17 protein-coding genes and 6 pseudogenes are annotated in these 17,603 nt (G+C 67.8%); 14 read left to right on the forward strand and 9 right to left on the reverse strand.

Going from position 1 to position 17,603, the window contains the following annotated elements:
* Positions 1-87 precede the first annotated feature (87 nt).
* From GNX96_RS34290 to nhaA, 3 genes are all read left to right on the forward strand, one after another.
* Positions 88-444, forward strand: coding sequence for a hypothetical protein (locus GNX96_RS34290; RefSeq protein ID WP_163572076.1), 357 nt, complete (start codon positions 88-90; stop codon positions 442-444).
* A gap of 470 nt (positions 445-914) precedes the next feature.
* Positions 915-1,565, forward strand: a complete 651-nt coding sequence (locus tag GNX96_RS34295) for a hypothetical protein (RefSeq protein ID WP_163572077.1) — start codon at positions 915-917, stop codon at positions 1,563-1,565.
* 204 nt (positions 1,566-1,769) lie between these two features.
* On the forward strand, positions 1,770-2,903 hold the full coding sequence (nhaA, locus tag GNX96_RS34300; protein ID WP_163572078.1) for a Na+/H+ antiporter NhaA: 1,134 nt from the start codon (positions 1,770-1,772) through the stop codon (positions 2,901-2,903).
* Between the two features lie 42 nt (positions 2,904-2,945).
* Here nhaA and GNX96_RS34305 read toward each other — a convergent pair whose 3' ends face one another.
* Positions 2,946-3,419, reverse strand: a complete 474-nt coding sequence (locus GNX96_RS34305) for a universal stress protein (protein WP_163572079.1) — start codon at positions 3,417-3,419, stop codon at positions 2,946-2,948.
* A gap of 31 nt (positions 3,420-3,450) precedes the next feature.
* A complete protein-coding gene (locus tag GNX96_RS34310) occupies positions 3,451-3,981 on the reverse strand; it encodes a MarR family winged helix-turn-helix transcriptional regulator (protein WP_163572080.1) in 531 nt (176 codons plus the stop codon).
* Positions 3,982-4,083: 102 nt separating this feature from the next.
* On the opposite strand from GNX96_RS34310, the pseudogene GNX96_RS34315 reads away from it, so the two are divergent.
* Positions 4,084-5,003: pseudogene (locus tag GNX96_RS34315) on the forward strand (alpha/beta fold hydrolase).
* Here GNX96_RS34315 and GNX96_RS34320 read toward each other — a convergent pair.
* Genes GNX96_RS34320 through nth form a run of 5 tightly spaced genes read right to left on the reverse strand, consistent with a single transcriptional unit; the run spans position 5,004 to position 8,184 of the window.
* On the reverse strand, positions 5,004-6,200 hold the full coding sequence (locus GNX96_RS34320; protein ID WP_163572081.1) for a MarP family serine protease: 1,197 nt from the start codon (positions 6,198-6,200) through the stop codon (positions 5,004-5,006). It abuts the pseudogene before it with no gap.
* On the reverse strand, positions 6,197-6,742 hold the full coding sequence (locus tag GNX96_RS34325; RefSeq protein WP_163572082.1) for an NUDIX hydrolase: 546 nt from the start codon (positions 6,740-6,742) through the stop codon (positions 6,197-6,199). The genes GNX96_RS34320 and GNX96_RS34325 overlap by 4 nt, the downstream gene beginning before the upstream one ends.
* Positions 6,739-6,891: a hypothetical protein gene (locus GNX96_RS34330; protein WP_163572083.1), complete on the reverse strand. Its 153-nt coding sequence runs from the start codon at positions 6,889-6,891 to the stop codon at positions 6,739-6,741. The genes GNX96_RS34325 and GNX96_RS34330 overlap by 4 nt, the downstream gene beginning before the upstream one ends.
* Positions 6,888-7,496, reverse strand: a complete 609-nt coding sequence (locus tag GNX96_RS34335; RefSeq protein WP_163572084.1) for a TlpA family protein disulfide reductase — start codon at positions 7,494-7,496, stop codon at positions 6,888-6,890. The genes GNX96_RS34330 and GNX96_RS34335 overlap by 4 nt, the downstream gene beginning before the upstream one ends.
* 7 nt (positions 7,497-7,503) lie before the next feature.
* Positions 7,504-8,184 carry an endonuclease III gene (gene nth / locus GNX96_RS34340; protein ID WP_163572106.1) on the reverse strand — a complete coding sequence of 227 codons (681 nt, stop codon included), beginning with the start codon at positions 8,182-8,184 and terminating at the stop codon, positions 7,504-7,506.
* A 347-nt stretch (positions 8,185-8,531) separates the two neighbouring features.
* Here nth and GNX96_RS34345 point away from each other — a divergent pair, with 347 nt between their 5' ends.
* Complete coding sequence (locus GNX96_RS34345) at positions 8,532-9,206, forward strand: Crp/Fnr family transcriptional regulator (RefSeq protein ID WP_163572085.1); 675 nt, start codon at positions 8,532-8,534, stop codon at positions 9,204-9,206.
* A 111-nt stretch (positions 9,207-9,317) separates the two neighbouring features.
* Here GNX96_RS34345 and GNX96_RS34350 read toward each other — a convergent pair whose 3' ends face one another.
* The gene (locus tag GNX96_RS34350) at positions 9,318-10,901 is read right to left on the reverse strand and encodes a serine/threonine-protein kinase (protein ID WP_163572086.1); all 1,584 of its coding nucleotides are present in this window, start codon (positions 10,899-10,901) and stop codon (positions 9,318-9,320) included.
* A complete protein-coding gene (locus tag GNX96_RS34355; RefSeq protein WP_163572087.1) occupies positions 10,898-11,602 on the reverse strand; it encodes a TetR/AcrR family transcriptional regulator in 705 nt (234 codons plus the stop codon). The genes GNX96_RS34350 and GNX96_RS34355 overlap by 4 nt, the downstream gene beginning before the upstream one ends.
* Before the next feature lie 113 nt (positions 11,603-11,715).
* Here GNX96_RS34355 and GNX96_RS57300 point away from each other — a divergent pair, with 113 nt between their 5' ends.
* The 9 genes and pseudogenes from GNX96_RS57300 to GNX96_RS65545 all read left to right on the forward strand — a co-directional run.
* On the forward strand, positions 11,716-13,800 hold the full coding sequence (locus tag GNX96_RS57300) for a glycoside hydrolase family 3 N-terminal domain-containing protein (protein ID WP_279582214.1): 2,085 nt from the start codon (positions 11,716-11,718) through the stop codon (positions 13,798-13,800).
* A complete protein-coding gene (locus GNX96_RS65530) occupies positions 13,712-13,993 on the forward strand; it encodes an exo-beta-N-acetylmuramidase NamZ domain-containing protein (protein WP_390624209.1) in 282 nt (93 codons plus the stop codon). The genes GNX96_RS57300 and GNX96_RS65530 overlap by 89 nt, the downstream gene beginning before the upstream one ends.
* Positions 13,944-14,429: a DUF1343 domain-containing protein gene (locus tag GNX96_RS57305; protein ID WP_279582215.1), complete on the forward strand. Its 486-nt coding sequence runs from the start codon at positions 13,944-13,946 to the stop codon at positions 14,427-14,429. The genes GNX96_RS65530 and GNX96_RS57305 overlap by 50 nt, the downstream gene beginning before the upstream one ends.
* Before the next feature lie 353 nt (positions 14,430-14,782).
* A pseudogene (locus GNX96_RS65535) lies at positions 14,783-15,067 on the forward strand (hypothetical protein); the annotation flags it as partial.
* 1 nt (position 15,068) lies between these two features.
* Positions 15,069-15,764 (forward strand): GNAT family N-acetyltransferase, encoded by a 696-nt coding sequence (locus tag GNX96_RS34375; protein WP_163572088.1) that lies wholly within the window; start codon positions 15,069-15,071, stop codon positions 15,762-15,764.
* Positions 15,765-15,996: 232 nt separating this feature from the next.
* A pseudogene (locus tag GNX96_RS65540) lies at positions 15,997-16,191 on the forward strand (ABC transporter substrate-binding protein); the annotation flags it as partial.
* Between the two features lie 91 nt (positions 16,192-16,282).
* Positions 16,283-16,714 (forward strand): annotated as a pseudogene (locus tag GNX96_RS57320) (ABC transporter substrate-binding protein); the annotation flags it as partial.
* 98 nt (positions 16,715-16,812) lie between these two features.
* A pseudogene (locus GNX96_RS34390) lies at positions 16,813-17,424 on the forward strand (ABC transporter substrate-binding protein); the annotation flags it as partial.
* Positions 17,421-17,597 (forward strand): annotated as a pseudogene (locus GNX96_RS65545) (ABC transporter permease); the annotation flags it as partial. The pseudogenes GNX96_RS34390 and GNX96_RS65545, both read left to right, overlap by 4 nt.
* Positions 17,598-17,603 lie beyond the last annotated feature (6 nt).

Genomic DNA, 17,603 nt, shown 5'->3' on the forward strand with positions numbered 1-17,603 from the left:
GATAACCACGGCCACAAACTCGGGCAGAACGGCTAAGCTGTGTGCAGGCGGGTGGACTCACTGCCAGATCTACACGGGGAGTAAGACATGGATGTCGAGTTCGATATCGACTCGTTGCAGGATTTCCGGAAAGCGCTCGAGACGCGACTTTCCCAGGCCCAGACGATTCTGTCCGCGGTGCGGAAAATCCCGCCCAGCGGGCCACCGGTGGGAAACATGGCGGACGGTGAGGTTTACACGTCCGCCGTGCGGACCCGCAACAATGCGTATGTCGAGCGGCTGACCCGGTTGCACGAGTCGATCAAGGTGGCGATTGCCGGCACCGACCAGATCATTCACAACTATTCCACGGTCGAGGCGCTCAACCACGCCAACGCCCAGGACGTGGCCGGCCGGATCGCCCCGGTTGGCGCCACCTTGGCCCAGCCCGGCGAGGTGGTCTGACATGTCCGCCGACCTCTACCTCACCACCGACTACAGCCAGTTCAGCCATGACCAGCTTTACCAGCAGTTGATGTCCGGTGAGCCAGACGCTGTGAACGAGTTGGCGGATACGTACGATGTCCAGCGTTATAGCGTCCACACCCTGGCGCACGACATCGGTTCAGACCTGCGCAAACTGGCCGGCGTCTGGCACGGTGACGCCTTCGAGGCGTACGGCACCGCGGTGACCGCAATCTCGACCTTCGCGGACGCATTGGGCAATGACCTGAGCGCCAGCTACGACTCGATGAGCGCGGTTCGACCGGCGCTGCTCAACGCCAAGCGGGAAATGCCCAACCCGAAGGACACCGCCGACGCGCCCACCCCAGGACGCCGGCGCGGGCCTGCTGATCAGTCCGGCCGCGGCTGCCGCTGGTCTCATTCATGGCAAACAGCAGCAAAGTCAGGCGCGGGACAAGGCCGTCGACGTGATGAACAGCTACGCCGACGCGCTCGCCACGCATGGCACTGCGATCGCCGGCCCACCGACGGCAGCGCCAGCTCACCTCCCGTCGCAGTACAACAGCGCCGGCCCAGCGCTTTCCACCGCCAACGGCGGTGCCGCGGTGTCCGCCGGCCCAGCGGTACGAGCGGCCAGCACCGCGCACTTGTCCCATTCCGACGGCAGCGCACCTGGCCAGGTCACCACCGGCGTGAACGGGTTGCCAGGCACCAGCCATGGCACTCCGATCGGCGTCACCACCCCGGCCGGCACCGGACTGGCCGGCAGTGCGCTCTCGGGCTTGTCCGGAGCCAGTGGTACGACCGGCGCCGGACTCACCAGCCCGGGCCTCGCCGGCGCTGGTTCGGGCGCGGCGGCGGGCCTCGGTACGGGTGGCGCGGCCGCGTTTCCCAGTGGCGCCGGGCTCGCCAACTCCGGCCCCGCCACCAGCGGTCCAGCACCCGCTGCGCCGTCATCGGCGACAACCGCCGGCCAAGGCGGCGGTGGGATGGCTGCCACTGGCCGACGGGCCACCGACGAGCACGACGAGGAATACCAGACCTGGCTGACCGAGGACGAGATGGTGTGGGGCAACGACACCGACGCCCCACCGCCGGTGCTGGGCGAGACTTCTCGCTGACAGCTCAACAAAAACGGCCGGAGCGCGACAGCGTCCCGGCCGTTTTTGCGCGGTCAACCGGCGAGACGTCAGGATCTGTGCTGTATTGGAGAAACGTACCGAGTCCTGGAGCCGCCGTTATCGCCGCCCGTCACAAAGCCGGCAAAGCCGCCGCACTGGCCGCCGTCGAGGTGGCGAGACTGCTGCGTACCGAAACGGTCGGCGATGCTGTTGCTGATCGCGGCGGCGCTGGCCGTGCTGATCGCGAACACGCCATTAGCCGGTGCGTACGAGACAATAAAGGCATTCACCGTTGGGCCGGACGTGCTGCATCTGCGGCTGAGCCTGGACAGTTGGGCAAAGGACGGGTTGCTCGCGGTTTTCTTTTTCGTGGCTGGATGTGAACTCAAACGTGAGTTGGTGGTCGGCGAGCTGTCGTCCGTACGCCGGGCGGCGCTGCCGGCGATCGCCGCGATAGCCGGCATGGTGGTGCCGGCGGTGGTTTGTCTGGCGGTCGGATTCGGGGCTCACGGAATTTCGTCGGCTTGGCCGGTGCCAGTGGCCACCGACATCGCTTTCGCTTTGGCGGTGTTGGCGATCAGCGCTCCTGGACTGCCCAGCGGCGTACGCATTTTCCTGCTTTCCCTCGCGGTTGTGGACGATCTCGGCGCGATCCTGTTGATTGCCGTGCTGTTCAGCGAAAAGTTGTCGCTCATCGCGTTGGGGGTGTCCATTGTCCTGCTGGCGGTTTACTGGCTGCTGCAGTACGGCCGGATTCGTACGCCATGGATTTACGTGCCACTCGCGATCGCGGTCTGGGTGGCCGTGCATGCCGCCGGCCTGCACCCGACGCTGGCCGGTATCGCGCTCGGATTGCTCACCAGGGTAAAGAAAGACGAGGTGGAGGAACTGCCGCCGGCGGTCCGGATGGAACATTTACTGAGCCCGGTGTCGGCCGGTGTCTGCGTGCCGCTCTTCGCGTTCTTTGCCGCCGGCGTGCCGGTAAATGCTGGCGCGTTGGCTGGCGTGTTCACCGATCGCGTCGCGATCGCGGTCATTTTCGGTCTGGTGGTAGGGAAACTCGTGGGCGTAGCGGGCGGGGCACTGGCCGCCGTACGGCTGCGCCTCGGCCAGTTGCCGGACGGAATGCAAGTCCCGGACTTGATCGCGGTGGCCCTGCTGGCGGGCTGCGGATTCACCGTGAGCCTACTGATTACCGAACTGTCTTTCACGGACAGCGCACACAGTCAACGCATCACGTTGGCGGTCATGATCGGATCGGTGCTGGCCGCGGTGCTCGCCAGCATTTTACTCCGCGTACGAACAAAAGCTCGCCAGAAAGATTCTGCAACGATGTAAAGGAAATCGCTGCTACCAGAGCGTCTGTCGTTACAACAACGACTAGGGAACGACGACGACTGGTTGGTCGCAGCGCCGGACGATCCGGCCGGCCACCGAGCCCACCAGCCGATGCAGCCGGGAGGCCGAGCGACCGACCACCACCGCGTCCGCGCGCAGCTCGTCGGCGACCGCGAGCAGCTCCCGGTCCGGCGATCCCATCCGCTCCACCAGCTCCCACTGCACCACGCAACACGACAGCACGTCCCCGACCTGATGGATCAGATCGGAGTCGGCGATGTCGTCGGGCAGCACGTCCAGGGCGCCGAAGCCGGTCGGCATCACGGTGCCGGTCGAACGTACGTAGACGACCACCAGCCGGGTGCCGAGCCGCCGCGCCAGGCCGGCCGCATATGCCAGTGCGTGTTCACTCGACGGCGAGCCGTCGAAGCCGGCAATCACCGGTTGAGGAGAGGGGGAAAACGATTCCTGGCCTTCTGATGATCCAGCGGGGTCCCGTACTGGTTCATATCCCACCGCTGTCGCCTCCTCGGCTGTGTGTGTCGAGTCAGGCGCCCGGCACCGGGCCGGACACGTGCTTTGTATCACTTCTCGGGTCCACCGGCCGACCGGAAAGCCCTAAAAGTGTCTGAATTTCGGTCACAGCCTCGCCGAGTCTGCGCTGTTCGTCTGCCGATAAGTCATCGAAGATCATCATAATTCGGGCACTGAGCGCACGCCGAGACTCCGCCAGTCGCGCCAGCCCGAAATCGGTGATGGAGACCAGCACCGCTCGCCGGTCCGACTCGTCCGCGTCTCGGCGCACCAACCCCTGCACTTCCAAGCGGGCGACCAGCGCGGTGATCGCCGGCTGCGAACAGTGCTCGTACTCGGCCAGCCGGGTGATCCGGGTCGAGCCGAGATCGTCCAACAGCGCGAGCAACAGGACCTGCGAACTGGGCAACGTGCCAGCGCCGGCCCGCTCTCGGGCCACCATCCGGATCAGCCGACTGGTGGTGTCCACCAGGCTGTCGGCGATCGCGCGCAGCGGCTCGTCCGCCACCGGGAGCAACTCCGGCGAGCGGTCAACACGGCCCATGGCATGGACGTCCGCGGTCACGTCACGTGACCAGAATACATAGCACTGTTATATATTGGCAACCGTACGAGCCGTCGAATCGCGGTGTGACACGCTGGATCGATGCGGAGGGCGGACGAGTCGGTGGTCCTCATCGACGGCCCGTGGAGACACCGCGGGGTGTACGCCAACGGCAGCCGCTTCCACGTCGTCGAGGCCGGCCAGGGTCCGCTCGTGCTGCTATTGCACGGCTTCCCGGAGTTCTGGTGGACCTGGCGACACCAGATCGAACCGCTGGTGGCGGCCGGTACCGGGCCGTCGCGGTGGACCTGCGCGGATACGGCGCCAGTGACAAACCGCCGCGCGGCTACGACGGCTACACGCTCGCCAGCGATGTGGCGGGGCTGGTCCGCGCACTGGGCGAGCGGGACGCCGCGTTGGTGGGCCACGACCTCGGCGGCTACCTGGCGTGGACGACCGCCTGTTTGTACCCGCGTACGGTCCGGCGGGTCGCGATGATGATCGGCAGCGCGCACCCGCGCCGGCTGCGGTCCGCGCTCGCCGCGGACCCGGCGCAGCAGCGCGCCAGCCGCCGGCTCGGGCTCTACCAACTGCCCCGGTACGAGCACCGGCTCACCCGCGACGACAGTGCGCAGGTCGGCCGGATGCTCCGCGAGTGGTCCGCTCCACAGTGGACGACGACCGCGGATTTCGCCGACTACGAAACGGTTTGCCGGCAGGCCTTCGCGATCAGCCAGGCGGCTTTCTGCGCGTTGGAGTATTTCCGCTGGGCGGTCCGGTCACTGCCCAGACCGAGCGGCTGGCGGTTCGCCGAGTTGCTCGCGCAGCCGATCGACGGCCCGGTGCTGCAGGTGCATGGCGCTCTGGACACCAACATCCTCGCGTCCACCGCGCACGGCTCGGGGCGCTACGCCACCGGCCCGTACGACTGGCGGCTGCTTCCCCAGATCGGTCACTTCCCGCACGCCGAAGCAGCCGACGAGGTCAACGACCTCCTGCTGCACTGGTTGAAGCAGGGGTAGTTATTCGGGGTTGCAGGTGCCGGTGCTGACCGGGTTCGACAGGTTGCGGCCGGCGGACACGTCCGGCGCGACCTCCTTGGCGGTCAGCGCGTAACCGGTGTCCGCGTCGTCCAGCGACGCGGCGAACACCACCCCGTAGACCTGGCCGTCGGTGCTCAGCAGCGGGCCGCCGGAGTTGCCGCTGTGCACCTGCGTACGCAGCGAGAAAATCTCCCGGTGCACCGTTTGCTGCTTGTAGATGTCCGGGCCGATCAGCTCCCGGGTGTCCCGGATCCGAGCCGGGGTGGCCGTGTACGGACCGTCGCCCGGATAGCCGAGCACAATCGCGTCCGCGTCGTTGTTCGCGGACGAGTCAAATGACAGCACTGGAGCATTCAGGCCCGGCACGTCCAGAATGGCAACGTCGTGCTCGGGGTTGTAGAGGACGACCGTCGCCGGCAACGTGGTGCCGTCGTTCATCACGATATGCAGGTCCTCGGTGACGCCCGCGACGACGTGCGCGTTGGTGAGCACGTGGTGCGGCGAGATCACGAAGCTAGACCCCTCCAGCCGCCGACTGCAGCTGGGCGCGTCGCCGATGACCTTCAGGATCGACGGGTGCGCCGCCCGCACGACGGCGGAGTTCGCCAGCGCCGAGTTCGGCGCGGCCACCGACGGCACCTTGGTCGGCGTCAGCGGGTCGAAGATGTCCGGGAAGTCACCGGTGTCGATGGTGCTGGCAAAGGACGCGTACAGCCGCTGCTGCACAGGCGTCGGCACGACCCTGTTGATCGCCGGGATGATCGCCGAGTGGTTCACCTGGTACGACAGCGCCGGGAACGGTGCCCGGGCCAGCGGCACCGCGACCATCCAGCCCACCAGCAGCACGGCGATGATGGACAGGCCCGAGCCGCCCAGGCTGTCGACCGTACGCGCGCCGCGGTTCTTCAGGCGGTCCCGGACGGCCGAACCGAGGATCACCGCCAGCGCCTGCCCGGCGCTGGCCACCAGGAACACGATCACCAGCGCGACCACCAGCCGCCACAGCGGGTCCTCGATCCGCTCGGCGATCAACGGAGCCAGCTGCAGACCGAGCAGGGCGCCGCCAATGAAGCCCACGAAGGACAGCAGGCCGACCACGAACCCCTGCCGGTATCCGTTGATGGCGAACAGGATCACCACGACGACCAGCACGATGTCGACAACGCTGCCGGTCACCGCTCCTCCTCCGATAGGCCAAGATCACTGCTCGTAGAAGGAACGTCCAAAACGCGCTCAGGGTGCCAGGGCACCGTCCAGCCGCCGATATCCAGCAACCCGGACACCAGCGCGGCGGTGAACCCCCACACCACCATGCCCCGGACGGCGAAACCCGGGCTCGCATAACCGGCCGGGTGTCTGACTGTCACCCTGTTCGCCGGGTCGACCAGCTCGGACACCGGCACCCGGGTGACCGAGGCCACTTCCTCGCGGTGCAACGGGGCGACCGGGTGCGGCCGCTCCCACCAGGCCAGCACCGGCGTGACCAGGAAACGGGAAACCGGCACCGGCAGCGGCGGGAGGCTCGCGACGACACGTACGGACGACGGGTCAAGCCCGGTCTCCTCGTTCGCCTCCCGCAGCGCGGTCTGCTCCACGCCGGTGTCCTCCGGATCGACCGCACCGCCAGGAAAGGCCGGCTGGCCAGCGTGATTGCGCAGGGTGGCGGCCCGTTCCAGCAACAGGATGTCCGGTCCGGGCACGACCCCGTCACCGGTCACGTTCGGCGCGTTCTGGCCAAAAGCATCAGCACCGCGGCCGGCCGCCCGATCGGCTCGATGTCCCGCCGGTAGCGGTCCAGCGGCGACTCGAAGCCGCCGCTGACCGCGTCGACGAGCTTGTCCATCCAGTCCGGCAGCGGCATCGTCACCGGACCGGCACCCCCAGATACTGCTGGACCAGCTGTGCCAGCGCCGCGTCGGTCAGCACCGGCCCCGCGTACACGTGCCGGATGACACCGTCCGGGCCGATCAGCAGGGTGATGGGCAGGTTGGTACGACCGAGGCTGCGCTCGACCGCCACGTCAGGGTCGAACACGTTGGCGAACCGGACACCGACATCGCGGCCGGCGGCCACCGCACGGCCCGGATCGTCTTTGGTCGACACGCCCAGCACAACCAGAGTCTGCCCCGCCGAAGCGGCCAGCCGGGCGAAGGCCGGCAACTCCTGACCGCACGGCTGACACCAGGAAGCCCACAGGTTGACCACCATCGGCCTCCCGGTCAGCTGGTCCAGTCGCACGCTCCGACCGGAGCCGTCCATGCAGGTCAGCGGCACTGCCGGCAGCCGTTGCCCGGCGCTCTTGGCAGCGTTACCAGCGGCGGTCCGAGCGGCCGGTGGGCACGCGGCGAAGCCGGACCCGTGGAACTGTCCAGCGTTGCTCGTCTGGGCAGCCTCGGTGCCCCCGCTGGGCGTCCCAGCGCAGCTCACCAGCGCGATCGCGGCCGCCACGGCGAGCACCAGGATCGCCCCCACCGCCTCCTCATGGCTTGACCATCGCCGCCAGTTCGTCGACTCGCGGGCCCTTGAGCAGCTTGACCGCGTCGGCATAGTCAGTGGGACCTGTCCCGTACGACGGGCAGAGCGAGGCCAACGTGCAGGCACCGCAGGCCGGCTTGCGGGCGTGACACACCCGGCGGCCATGGAAGATCACCCGGTGCGACAGCATCGTCCAGTCCTTCTTCGGGATCAGGTCCCCGACAATGAACTCGACCTTGACCGGGTCCTCCTCGGCGGTCCAGCCGAACCGCCGGACCAACCGACCGAAATGCGTGTCCACGGTGATGCCCGGCACGTCGAAAGCGTTGCCGAGCACCACGTTCGCGGTCTTGCGACCGATGCCCGGCAGGGTGACCAGGTCCTCCAACCGGCCCGGCACCTCGCCGTCGTACTTCTCCACCAACATCTGCCCGAGCTTGATCAGCGAGGACGTCTTGTTCCGGTAGAAGCCGGTGGACCGGATCATCTCCTCCAGCTCGATCCGGTCGGCGCCGGCGTAGTCGGCGGCGGACCGATAGCGCTGGAACAGCGCCGGGGTCGTCTCGTTCACCCGCTTGTCGGTGCACTGCGCGGACAGGATGGTGGCCACCGCCAGCTCCAGCGGACTGCGGAAATCCAGCTCGCAATGCGCGTCCGGGTGGGTGTCGGCGAGGATCTTGTGCATCTTGCGGGCCCGCCTGGTCAGCGACAGCGGCGACTCGGCCGCTTTCGGCTTGGCAGAAGAGGCTGCAGGACTCACCGCGGCGCGGCACCGGTCACCTCGCAAAGACTACGGCGGCAAGACGACACAAACGCGCTCCGGGTGCCGCCGCATTGCCGCGGCGGGCAGGTGCCGGCGTACGGTCACAGTGGGCTGATCAGGGGTGGATCACCGTTCGCAACCCGATGATCACCGCCGAAAAGGCAGTTTCTGCACCGCAGGCCGTGCCTAACCGCACATCCGACGGCAAAGAGCCCTAGACTCACGGCGCGGTCCTGATGATCGTGTTCTCAGTACGCGGAGGTGCGGACATGGATGAAGTGCTCGCGCGGGCAGGTCTGTTCCAAGGAGTGGACCCGGACGCCGCCGAGTCGCTGGCTGCCCAGTTGGAGCATCTCGACGCCCCACGCGGCCAGGTCATCTTCTCCGAGGGCGACCCCGGCGACAGTCTCTACATCGTCGAGGCCGGCAAGGTGAAGATTGGCCGCCGGGCCGCCGACGGTCGGGAGAACATGATCGCGGTGTTCGGCCCCAGCGACATGTTCGGCGAGTTGTCGCTGTTCGACCCGGGGCCGCGGACCGGCACCGCGGTCGCGGTGACCGACGCGCGGATCGCCCGACTGCGCCAACAGGCGTTGCGGCCGTGGATCACCAATCGCCCGGAGATCGCTGAGCAGCTGCTCCGCGTGCTGGCGAGGCGACTGCGTCGTACCAACGACGCCCTCGCCGACCTGATCTTCACCGACGTGCCCGGACGAGTGGCCAAGAACCTGCTCCAGATGGCCGCCCGCTTCGGCTCTCGCGAAGGCAACACCCTGCGGGTCACCCACGACCTGACGCAGGAGGAGCTGGCCCAACTGGTCGGCGCCTCCCGCGAGACGGTCAACAAGGCCCTCGCTGACTTCGCTTCCCGCGGCTGGCTCCGCCTGGAGGGCAAGAGCGTCGTCCTCCTGGACCACGAGCGCCTGGCCCGCCGCGCCCGCTAGCAGAACCCGTCGCGAGCTTGACGTTTCGTCGTCGTCGACACGCCCGATGGTGGCGACCAAACGTCAAGCTCGTGGTGGCGCCAGCGACTCGGGATTCAGTAACCCAGCAGTTCAGTGGTTCAGGATGAGGACCACCGCGACCACGGCCGCGATGACGATGCCGGCGGCGACCACCACGCCAGCGGTGATCAGGACGAGCTGGCCGTTGGAGAAGCGCGACAGGAACGTGGTCTCGGCCTGGCCGGCCGGTTGCTGCCCAGCGGACGGCCGCGCGGTCACCACGTACGGCCCAGTGGGGCGTCCGACCTGAGGCGGCGGCACCGGATACCCCTGTCCACCGCCGTACGGACCACCGCCCGAGACACCCGGCTGGACAATGCCCGGCTGAGCGATCCCGGGCTGGCCACTGTACGAACCGCCGCCTGGTGGCAGTGGCACCGGCGGTACGGCTGGCGGACGGGCAGGTGGCTGTCCCGGTCCGGGCGATGGGACAAAAAGTCCAGGCTGGCCTGACTGTCCACCGGGCCGAAAAAAAGACGGCGCCTGCCCCGCTGGCGGCGGATAGCCGGGCGAGCGTACGAGCGGCCCCGGGATCGGCATCCGGCCGGTCGCCGCCGACTGCGGTACCGGACCTGCCGCAGGCGAAGGAGGGGCCGCTGGACGGCGGACCGCTGGAGGGGGAACCACCGGTCGGCGGACCGGAAGGACTGCCCCAACTCGGGGAACCGGACGTGTGACCAGGCGAAAGAGACGGCGACCCGGTGGACGAGAGACCGGCCGGGTGCCCGCCTTCCGGCAGATATTCGCCTTCCGGGATGTACTTGTGCAGCGAGGTGGTGGTCGAGCCAGGCGGTGGCAGGGACAGCGACTCCAACGCGTACTGGAAGGCGTCCGCGGTGTCGTAGCGCTCGTCGACGTCGCTCGCCATCGAATGCCGGAGCACCTCGACGAACTCGGCGGACACCTCCGCGATGTCCGGGATCGGGCGTTCCTGCAGCATGACGACGGTCGCCAGGGACGGCGTCCCGCTGGCCGGCCAGCGCGGCGGCCGACCGAACCGGTCAGCAGCGCGTAGAGGGTGGCGCCAAGCGAGTAGACGTCCGCGGCCGTGGTCGGGCGCCGCTCGGCCTTGAAGACCTCCGGCGCCGAGTACGCCGGAGTCAGCGCGTCCAACGCCAGCGAGGTGTAACGCTGCGAGTGCAGCATCGACGCCAGCCCGAAGTCGGCCAGCCCTGGCTCACCGAAGGCCCTGATCAGGATGTTGCCGGGCTTCACGTCCCGGTGCAGGATGCCGGCGCTGTGCGCGGCCGACAGCGCGCCGGCGATCTTCACCCCGATGTCCCGGACCCGGCGCTCCTCCAGCGGCCCGTTGCGCTTCAGCAGCGCCGCGTACGAGCCGCCGGTGCAGAGCTCCATGATCAGGTACGGGTGGCTGTCGCCGGTCACGCCGGCGTCGTACACCGGCACGATGTTCGGGTGCGCGGACAGCCGGCCGGCCGCCTGCGCCTCCCGCAGGAATCGCCGCCGGTCACGCTCGTCCTCCACGGACCGCGTGTCGATCTTGAGCGCGACTTCACGCCCAATCGAGGTCTGGGTGGCCACGTACACAGTGGCGTAGCCGCCGCGAGCCAGCACCCGGAGGTTGCTGTAGCCGGGAACCGGCGAGATGGGCACCCGCCCGGTCGGTCCGGTCACTCCTGCAACCAGGGCAACGGCTCGTCCGGGTCCAGATCCAGGCCACGGTCCTTCAGCGCGCCGCGAATGCTGCGCAGGATGCTGCCGCAGAGCATCTCCGACACCGGCGCGCGGTCCATCGCGGACCGGTTCTCCAGCCACCAGTTGCCGACCGACTCGACGAAGCCGATCACCCCGAAGGCCATCGCGTCGACCAGCACGTCGTCCTTGCCCGAGCGCTGCAGGAAGCGGTGGAACAGCGTGCCGACATGCGCGGCGAGGGCGCCTTTCACGTCCGCCACCACATCGGCGCCGGTACGGGTGAAGGCCGCGTACTGCACAACGAAACGATACAGATGCGGGTGTTTTTCCAGGAACTGCAGGTATGTGTCGACGGTCTGGGTGATCAGCTCGCGGGCCGACCCGACCTCGCTGAGCCGCCCGGTGAGCTGCTCGACCAGCATCGCGACGGCCCGCTGGGCGATCGCCCGGTGCAGGTCGTCCTTATCCTTGAAGTGCCGGTAGAGGATCGGCCGGGCGACGCCGGCCAGATCGGCGATCTGCGCCGTCGACGTACTCGGCCCATATTCCTCCACCGCGCTGGTCGCCACCTCGACGAACTCCGCGCGGCGCTGAGCCCGGTGGTTGTCCCACCGGGACCGGCGGCCATCCACAGCTGCGCCGGTGCCGCCACCGGCCTTGCGTCCGACCGCACCTGCCATCAGCCCACCTTAACGAAGCCGCACGATGTGTCGTACGGCAATCTCGCACCGCAATGGCGACTAGTCTCAAACCGATGTCATCTTCGACTTCCGGGCGCCGCGAGCTGTCCCAAATGACTGTCTCCGACAAGGTCGGCCAACTCTTCGTCATCCCGGTGGGAAGGCATTCGCCGAACGCGCTGCGGCTGCCGCCCGACCAGCGTGCCGGCGCTGTTCAGCTGGATTCGGTGGCCCAGACCTGTGAGCTGGTGGACCGCTATCGGGTCGGCGGAGTGTGCTACTTCCCTGGTCAGGCAGGTGGCGACGACCCGGCGACGGTGGCCGAGCTGACCGCGGCCGTGCAACGCGCCACCCATTCCTCTGGAGTGCCACTCCTGGTCGCTACCGACCAGGAAGGCGGCACCGTCGCGCGGCTGCGTACGCCCGCGTTCGCGGTGCCCGGCGCGATGGCGTTGGCGGCGACCGGCGACCCGGGCGCGGCCCGCGAGGCGGCCCGGATCATCGGCGCCGAATTGCGCGCGCTCGGCATCAACCAGAACTACGCGCCGGTCGCGGACGTCAACGTCAACCCGGCGAACCCGGTGATCGGCGTACGGTCCTTCGGCTCCGACCCGGCGCAGGTCGCCGAGTATGTGACCGCGCAGGTCCAGGGCATGCAGGACAGCGGAGTCGCGGCCACGGTGAAGCACTTTCCCGGCCATGGCGACACCGCCACCGACAGCCACCTCGGCCTGCCGGTCATCGAGCATGACCAGCAGACCTGGCGCAAGATCGACGCGCCGCCGTTCCGGGCCGCCATCGCGGCCGGTGTGGATGCGGTCATGAGCGCCCACCTCGCGATGCCCGCGCTGGATCCGTCCGGCGAGCCGGCCACCATGTCCGAGCCGATCCTGACCGGCCTGCTGCGCACCGAACTGGGCTTCGACGGTGTCGTCGTCACGGACGCGCTGGACATGGCCGGCGCGCGGGAGCGGCACGGGGCCGAGGAGGCGGCCGTACGAGCCCTGCTCGCCGGCGCCGACCAGCTGCTGATGCCGGCCGACGTGGAGGCCGCGATCGCCGCTGTCGTACGCGCGGTGGATTCCGGCCGGGTGCCGATGGAACGCCTCGACCAAGCCGTGGGGCGAGTGCTGCGGCTCAAGCGCCGGCTCGGCTTGTTCGACGGCCTGCACCTGGAGGTCGACAACCCGTCGCATCCAGGGGGCGCCCTTGCGCTGGCGCTCGCCGGCATCACCGTGCTCGGCTCGCCGCTGCGCCCGGTGACCAGCGGATCGGTGGCCCTGGTCGGCTGCCTCGCGACCGGCGCGGACGCGCTGGCCGCCGCCTTGAGCGCGGCCGGTGCGCAGGTGATCGCCGTCGACACCGGCAGCGATCCGGACCAGGCCGCGGTCGTACGAGCCGCCGAAGTCGCCGGGGCGGCCGACCGGACCGTTCTGGTCACCCGGTCGGCCTGGCGCTGGCCTGGCCAGCAGGCGCTGCTCGACGCTGTCGACACCGGATTCACCGCAGTAGCGATTCGCGAGCCGTACGACGCGGGCCTTGGTGCCGGCGACACCTGGGTGCTCAGCTACGGCGACGACGCACTCGCCCTCGAGGCTGTCGGCCAGGTGCTGACTGGCCGCAGCCGGGCCGGTGGCCGGCTGCCGGTGGACGTGCCCGGGGCGGTGATGACCGTACGGATCGGGATCCAGCGGCTGTGCTCGGATCCGTCGTTGCTGGACGGCCCGGTCGGGCTGCTGACCAACCACACTGGCGTACTGGCCGATCTGCGGCCGTCCGCTCTCGCCGCTGTGGACGCGGGCGTAAGGCTGACGGCGCTTTTCGGTCCGGAGCATGGATTGACCGGCACCGCGCAGGCCGGCGAAAGCGAGGCGGCGGACCGCGATCCGGTCACCGGACTGCCGGTTTTTGACACGTACAAACACAAAGGCGCCGAGCTGGACGCCATGTTGATGGCGTCCCGCATCAAAACGCTCGCCGTCGACCTGCAGGACGTGGGCACGCGGTTCTACACGTACGTCTGGTCCATGTACGACCTGATGGCGGCGGCCGCTCGTACCGGCATCACCCTCGCCGTGCTGGATCGCCCCAATCCCCTCGGGGGTCTACGTGCCGAGGGCCCGATCCGGCAGCCCGGATTCAGCAGTTTCGTGGGGCAGGGCCGCGATTCCGATCCGGCATGGGCTCACGTACGGTGAATTGGCCCGTTGGCTGAACACCGACGCGATCCCTGCCGACGCCGGCCGTCCCGCGGACTTGCGGGTCATCGAGATGACCGGTTGGGATCGGCGGATGCTGGCGGCCGACACCGGCCAGCCGTGGGTTTTTCCCGTCCCCGAACATGCCGACCGCGGACACCGCGCTGGTCTATCCGGGTACCGGTTTGTTTGAGGGCACCAATCTTTCCGAGGGCCGCGGCACCACCCGGCCGTTCGAGATCATCGGCGCGCCTTACGTCGACAACCGGTTGGCGCCGGCGCTGAACGATCGGGAGCTTCCTGGCGTACGTTTTCGGGCGCTGTCGTACGTTCCGACTTTCGGGAAATTCGCTGGGGAACTGGTGCACGGCGTGCAGTTGCACCTCACCGACCCGGCGCAATTGCGGCCAGTACGCACCGCGATCGCGATGCTGACCGAGATCCGCCAGCGTTATCCGGCCGACTTTGACTGGCGGCCGGCCGCATCCGGCCGTCGGTTCATGATCGATCTGCTCTGGGGCAGTTCCGCTCTTCGGGAGTCGGCACCGACCGACGAGGTGCTGGGGGCGATCGACTCGCCGCTTTCCTGGGTGGATCCGGGGATCTTGTCGTACCCGTATCCAGCCTGAGCTGACATTCGGTCCAGTCAGTTTTTCCTCAGGCAGCCGAGCCGACACGTACGGCTTCCACTCCACCAACTACCTCGGCATCAACCCCACCTCGATCGATGGCGCGGTGTTACTGCCGAATTTCTTTACAACGATTACCCCGCAGCTCAACCGCGATTCGACTCACCGTCGCGAACGGTTCCTGGCCGGCTCTGACGACCGTTGGACACCGTCCCATTCGGTGGACATTTACGAACCTGTCGCAGCGTACGGGCCCGCTGCGGCCCGCCGGCGTACTCGTTAATCATTGACATTGATCTTGCCTCCTCCGTAACCTGCCCACAGCCACGCACTCTGTCCGGAAAGGCCGCGGAATGACCGAGATCTGTTACCGGCCTTTTCGGTCCACCGACGTGGACCGGATCGTCGCGGGCTGGAACGACAGCATCCGGTTCGACCCGGTCGATCGGGACTGGTTCTTCGAATACGTTCTGCTGGACCAGAATTTCGACCCGGCCGGGTTGTTGGTGGCCGAGGCGGACGGCGAGTTGGTGGGTTGTGCGTACGCCGTTCGGCGGCTCACCCCCGCCAGCGGCACCGACCTGCAGCCCGACCTCGGCTGGATTCCGTTTCTGTTCGTCACGCCGGCCGCGAGGCACAGTGGGGTCGGGCAACAGTTGTTGCGGTCCACTGTGGACTTTCTACTGGATGCGGGTCGTACGATCGTGGACTTCGGTTGCTACACCCCCGAACTATTTCGTCCCCGGCCTGGAGGCCGCCGCCTATCCGGACGGCGACCTGTTCCTGCGCAGGGCCGGATTCGAGGTGCGCGGCGAGCCAGTGGCGATGGACCGAACGCTGGTCGGGTATGCGATGCCCGCCGATGTCGTCCACCTGCGAGATCGCCGTACGACCGAGGGCTACCGCTTCGACATCCCCACCGAGGGCGAAATCCCGGCACTGCTTTCCTTCGCTGCCAACGGTTTCGCGCCGGACTGGGCGGACGCTATCCGGGAATCCCTGCGACACGGCCATGGGCTGGGCCGGATTCGAGTGGCCTGGCGGCACGACCAGGTGGTCGGCTTCGCGATGTACGCGGCCTACCGCGGCATTGCGGAGCGCTTTGGTCCGTTCGGCGTGGACGGCGAGTTGCGCGGAGCGGGGCTGGGAAAAATACTGCTGCACCAGACGCTGTCCGCGATGCGGGCCGAGGGACTGCACACCGCGTGGTTCCTCTGGACCGGTGAGGTCAGTCCCGCCGGCCACCTTTACCGACAGGCCGGCTTCTCGGTCACCCGGCGGTTCCAGCTGATGCGCGCCGACCTCGCCGCGATCACGACTTCCCTTTCGCAATAAGGAGCATCCCATGCGACGCCCGCTCATCGCGGCTCTCTCGGCGACTGTGCTGGCCACCGCCGGCCTCGCAGGATGTGGTGCCGGCGCCGGTCAGGCGGCCGCAGCGAAGGACACTTTGGTGGTGATGGCCGACTCCGCGGCCAGCTACCAGCGCAATTTCAACCCCTTCTCGACCGCGGTGAACGCCGGCGCGCGCGGCCTGATCTACGAGCCGCTGACCATTTACACGCCGATGAAACCCGACCAGGCGACGCCGTGGCTGGCCACTTCGTCGCAGTGGTCCGACGGCGGCCACAAACTCACCATCGACATCCGCACCGGAGTTCGCTGGTCGGACGGCAAACCCTTCTCCAGCAAGGATGTCGCCTTCACCTTCGACCTGCTGCGCAAGAATCCCGCACTGAACATCACGAACGTCACCGACACGTCAGCCACCGCGCCGGACGCCAAAACCGTCGTGCTCAGCTTCGACCAGCCCGGCTATGCCCAGACGCTAAGAGATCGGCGCCATCACCCCGGTGCCCGAACATGTTTACACCGGCAAGGATCCGATGACGTTCACCGATCCGAACCCGATCGGCACCGGACCGTACACATTGGACACCTTCAGCCCTCAGGTCTATACGTACAAGGCCAATCCGACCTATTGGCAGGCCGGCAAGATCAGCGTGAAGAAGATCCAGTTCCCGACCGTGTCCGCGAACAGTTTCGACAGCCTGCTCGGCCAGGGCCGGCTAGACTGGTCCGGCGGTTTCGTGGCGCACGTCGACCAGATTTTCGTCAACAAAGACAAGGCGCACAACCAGTACTGGTATCCGGCCGACGGGCTGGTCAACCTGGTCTCCAATCTCAAACGCGCACCGCTGGACAGTGTGCCCGTACGCAAGGCCATCAGCACCGCCATCGACCGCGCGGCACTGTCCAAAGTGGCCGCACTCGGCTATGAGACCGCCGCGTCACCCACTGGGCTGGTACGGCCGGCGCGTACGACTCTTATCTTGATCCGCAATACAAAGATCTTCAGTTCAAGACCGACGCGGCGGCCGCGAACACGCTGCTTGACAAGGCCGGGCTACGCAAGGGCGCGGACGGGATCCGGGTCGGTCCCGGCGGCAAGAAACTGGCCTTCACCCTTCTCGTACCGAGCGGATTCAGTGACTGGGTCACGATGGCCCGGCTGATCCAGAGTCAGCTGAAGGGGGTCGGCATCGAGGTCGACCCGCAGGGCAAGTCGACGCAGGCGTGGAAAGCGGCCCTGAAAACCGGAAACTACGACATGGCGATCGCCGGCTCGGTCGGCGGCTCGTCCCCCTACGATCTCTATCGGCCATTTCTGTCCAGCAAACTCACCGCACCCATCGGCCAGCAGGCGCTGTCCAACTATTCCCGCTGGTCCGACCCTGCCACGGACGGCTATCTCAGCACTTTCGACCAGACCGAGGACGCCACCCAGCTGCGCAATGCCGTCTACGGCCTGGAAAAGGTGATGGTCGAGCAGCTGCCGGTCATTCCACTGCTGGGCAGCGCGAACTGGTCGCAGACCCGGACCACCAAGTTCACCGGCTGGCCGTCCGCCACCGACCCGTACGCACTGCCCGCGCCCTACCAGTTCCCGGACAACCTGCTGGTCATCACCCACCTCAAGCGGGCAACTGGATGAGGTTCGTCGCCCGCCGGCTGGCGCTCTATGTGGTGATCGCCTGGGCCGCTATCACCATCAACTTCCTGATCCCACGGATGATGCCCGGCGACCCGGTCGACCTTTTGGTGGACCGCCTCAAAGGACAGGTCGATCCGGCCGCGATCACGTCGCTGCGGCAGGCATTCGGCCTCAGCGAC

It is taken from the genome of Fodinicola feengrottensis, from assembly GCF_010993775.1.
In the GTDB taxonomy this organism is placed as follows: domain Bacteria; phylum Actinomycetota; class Actinomycetes; order Mycobacteriales; family HKI-0501; genus Fodinicola; species Fodinicola feengrottensis.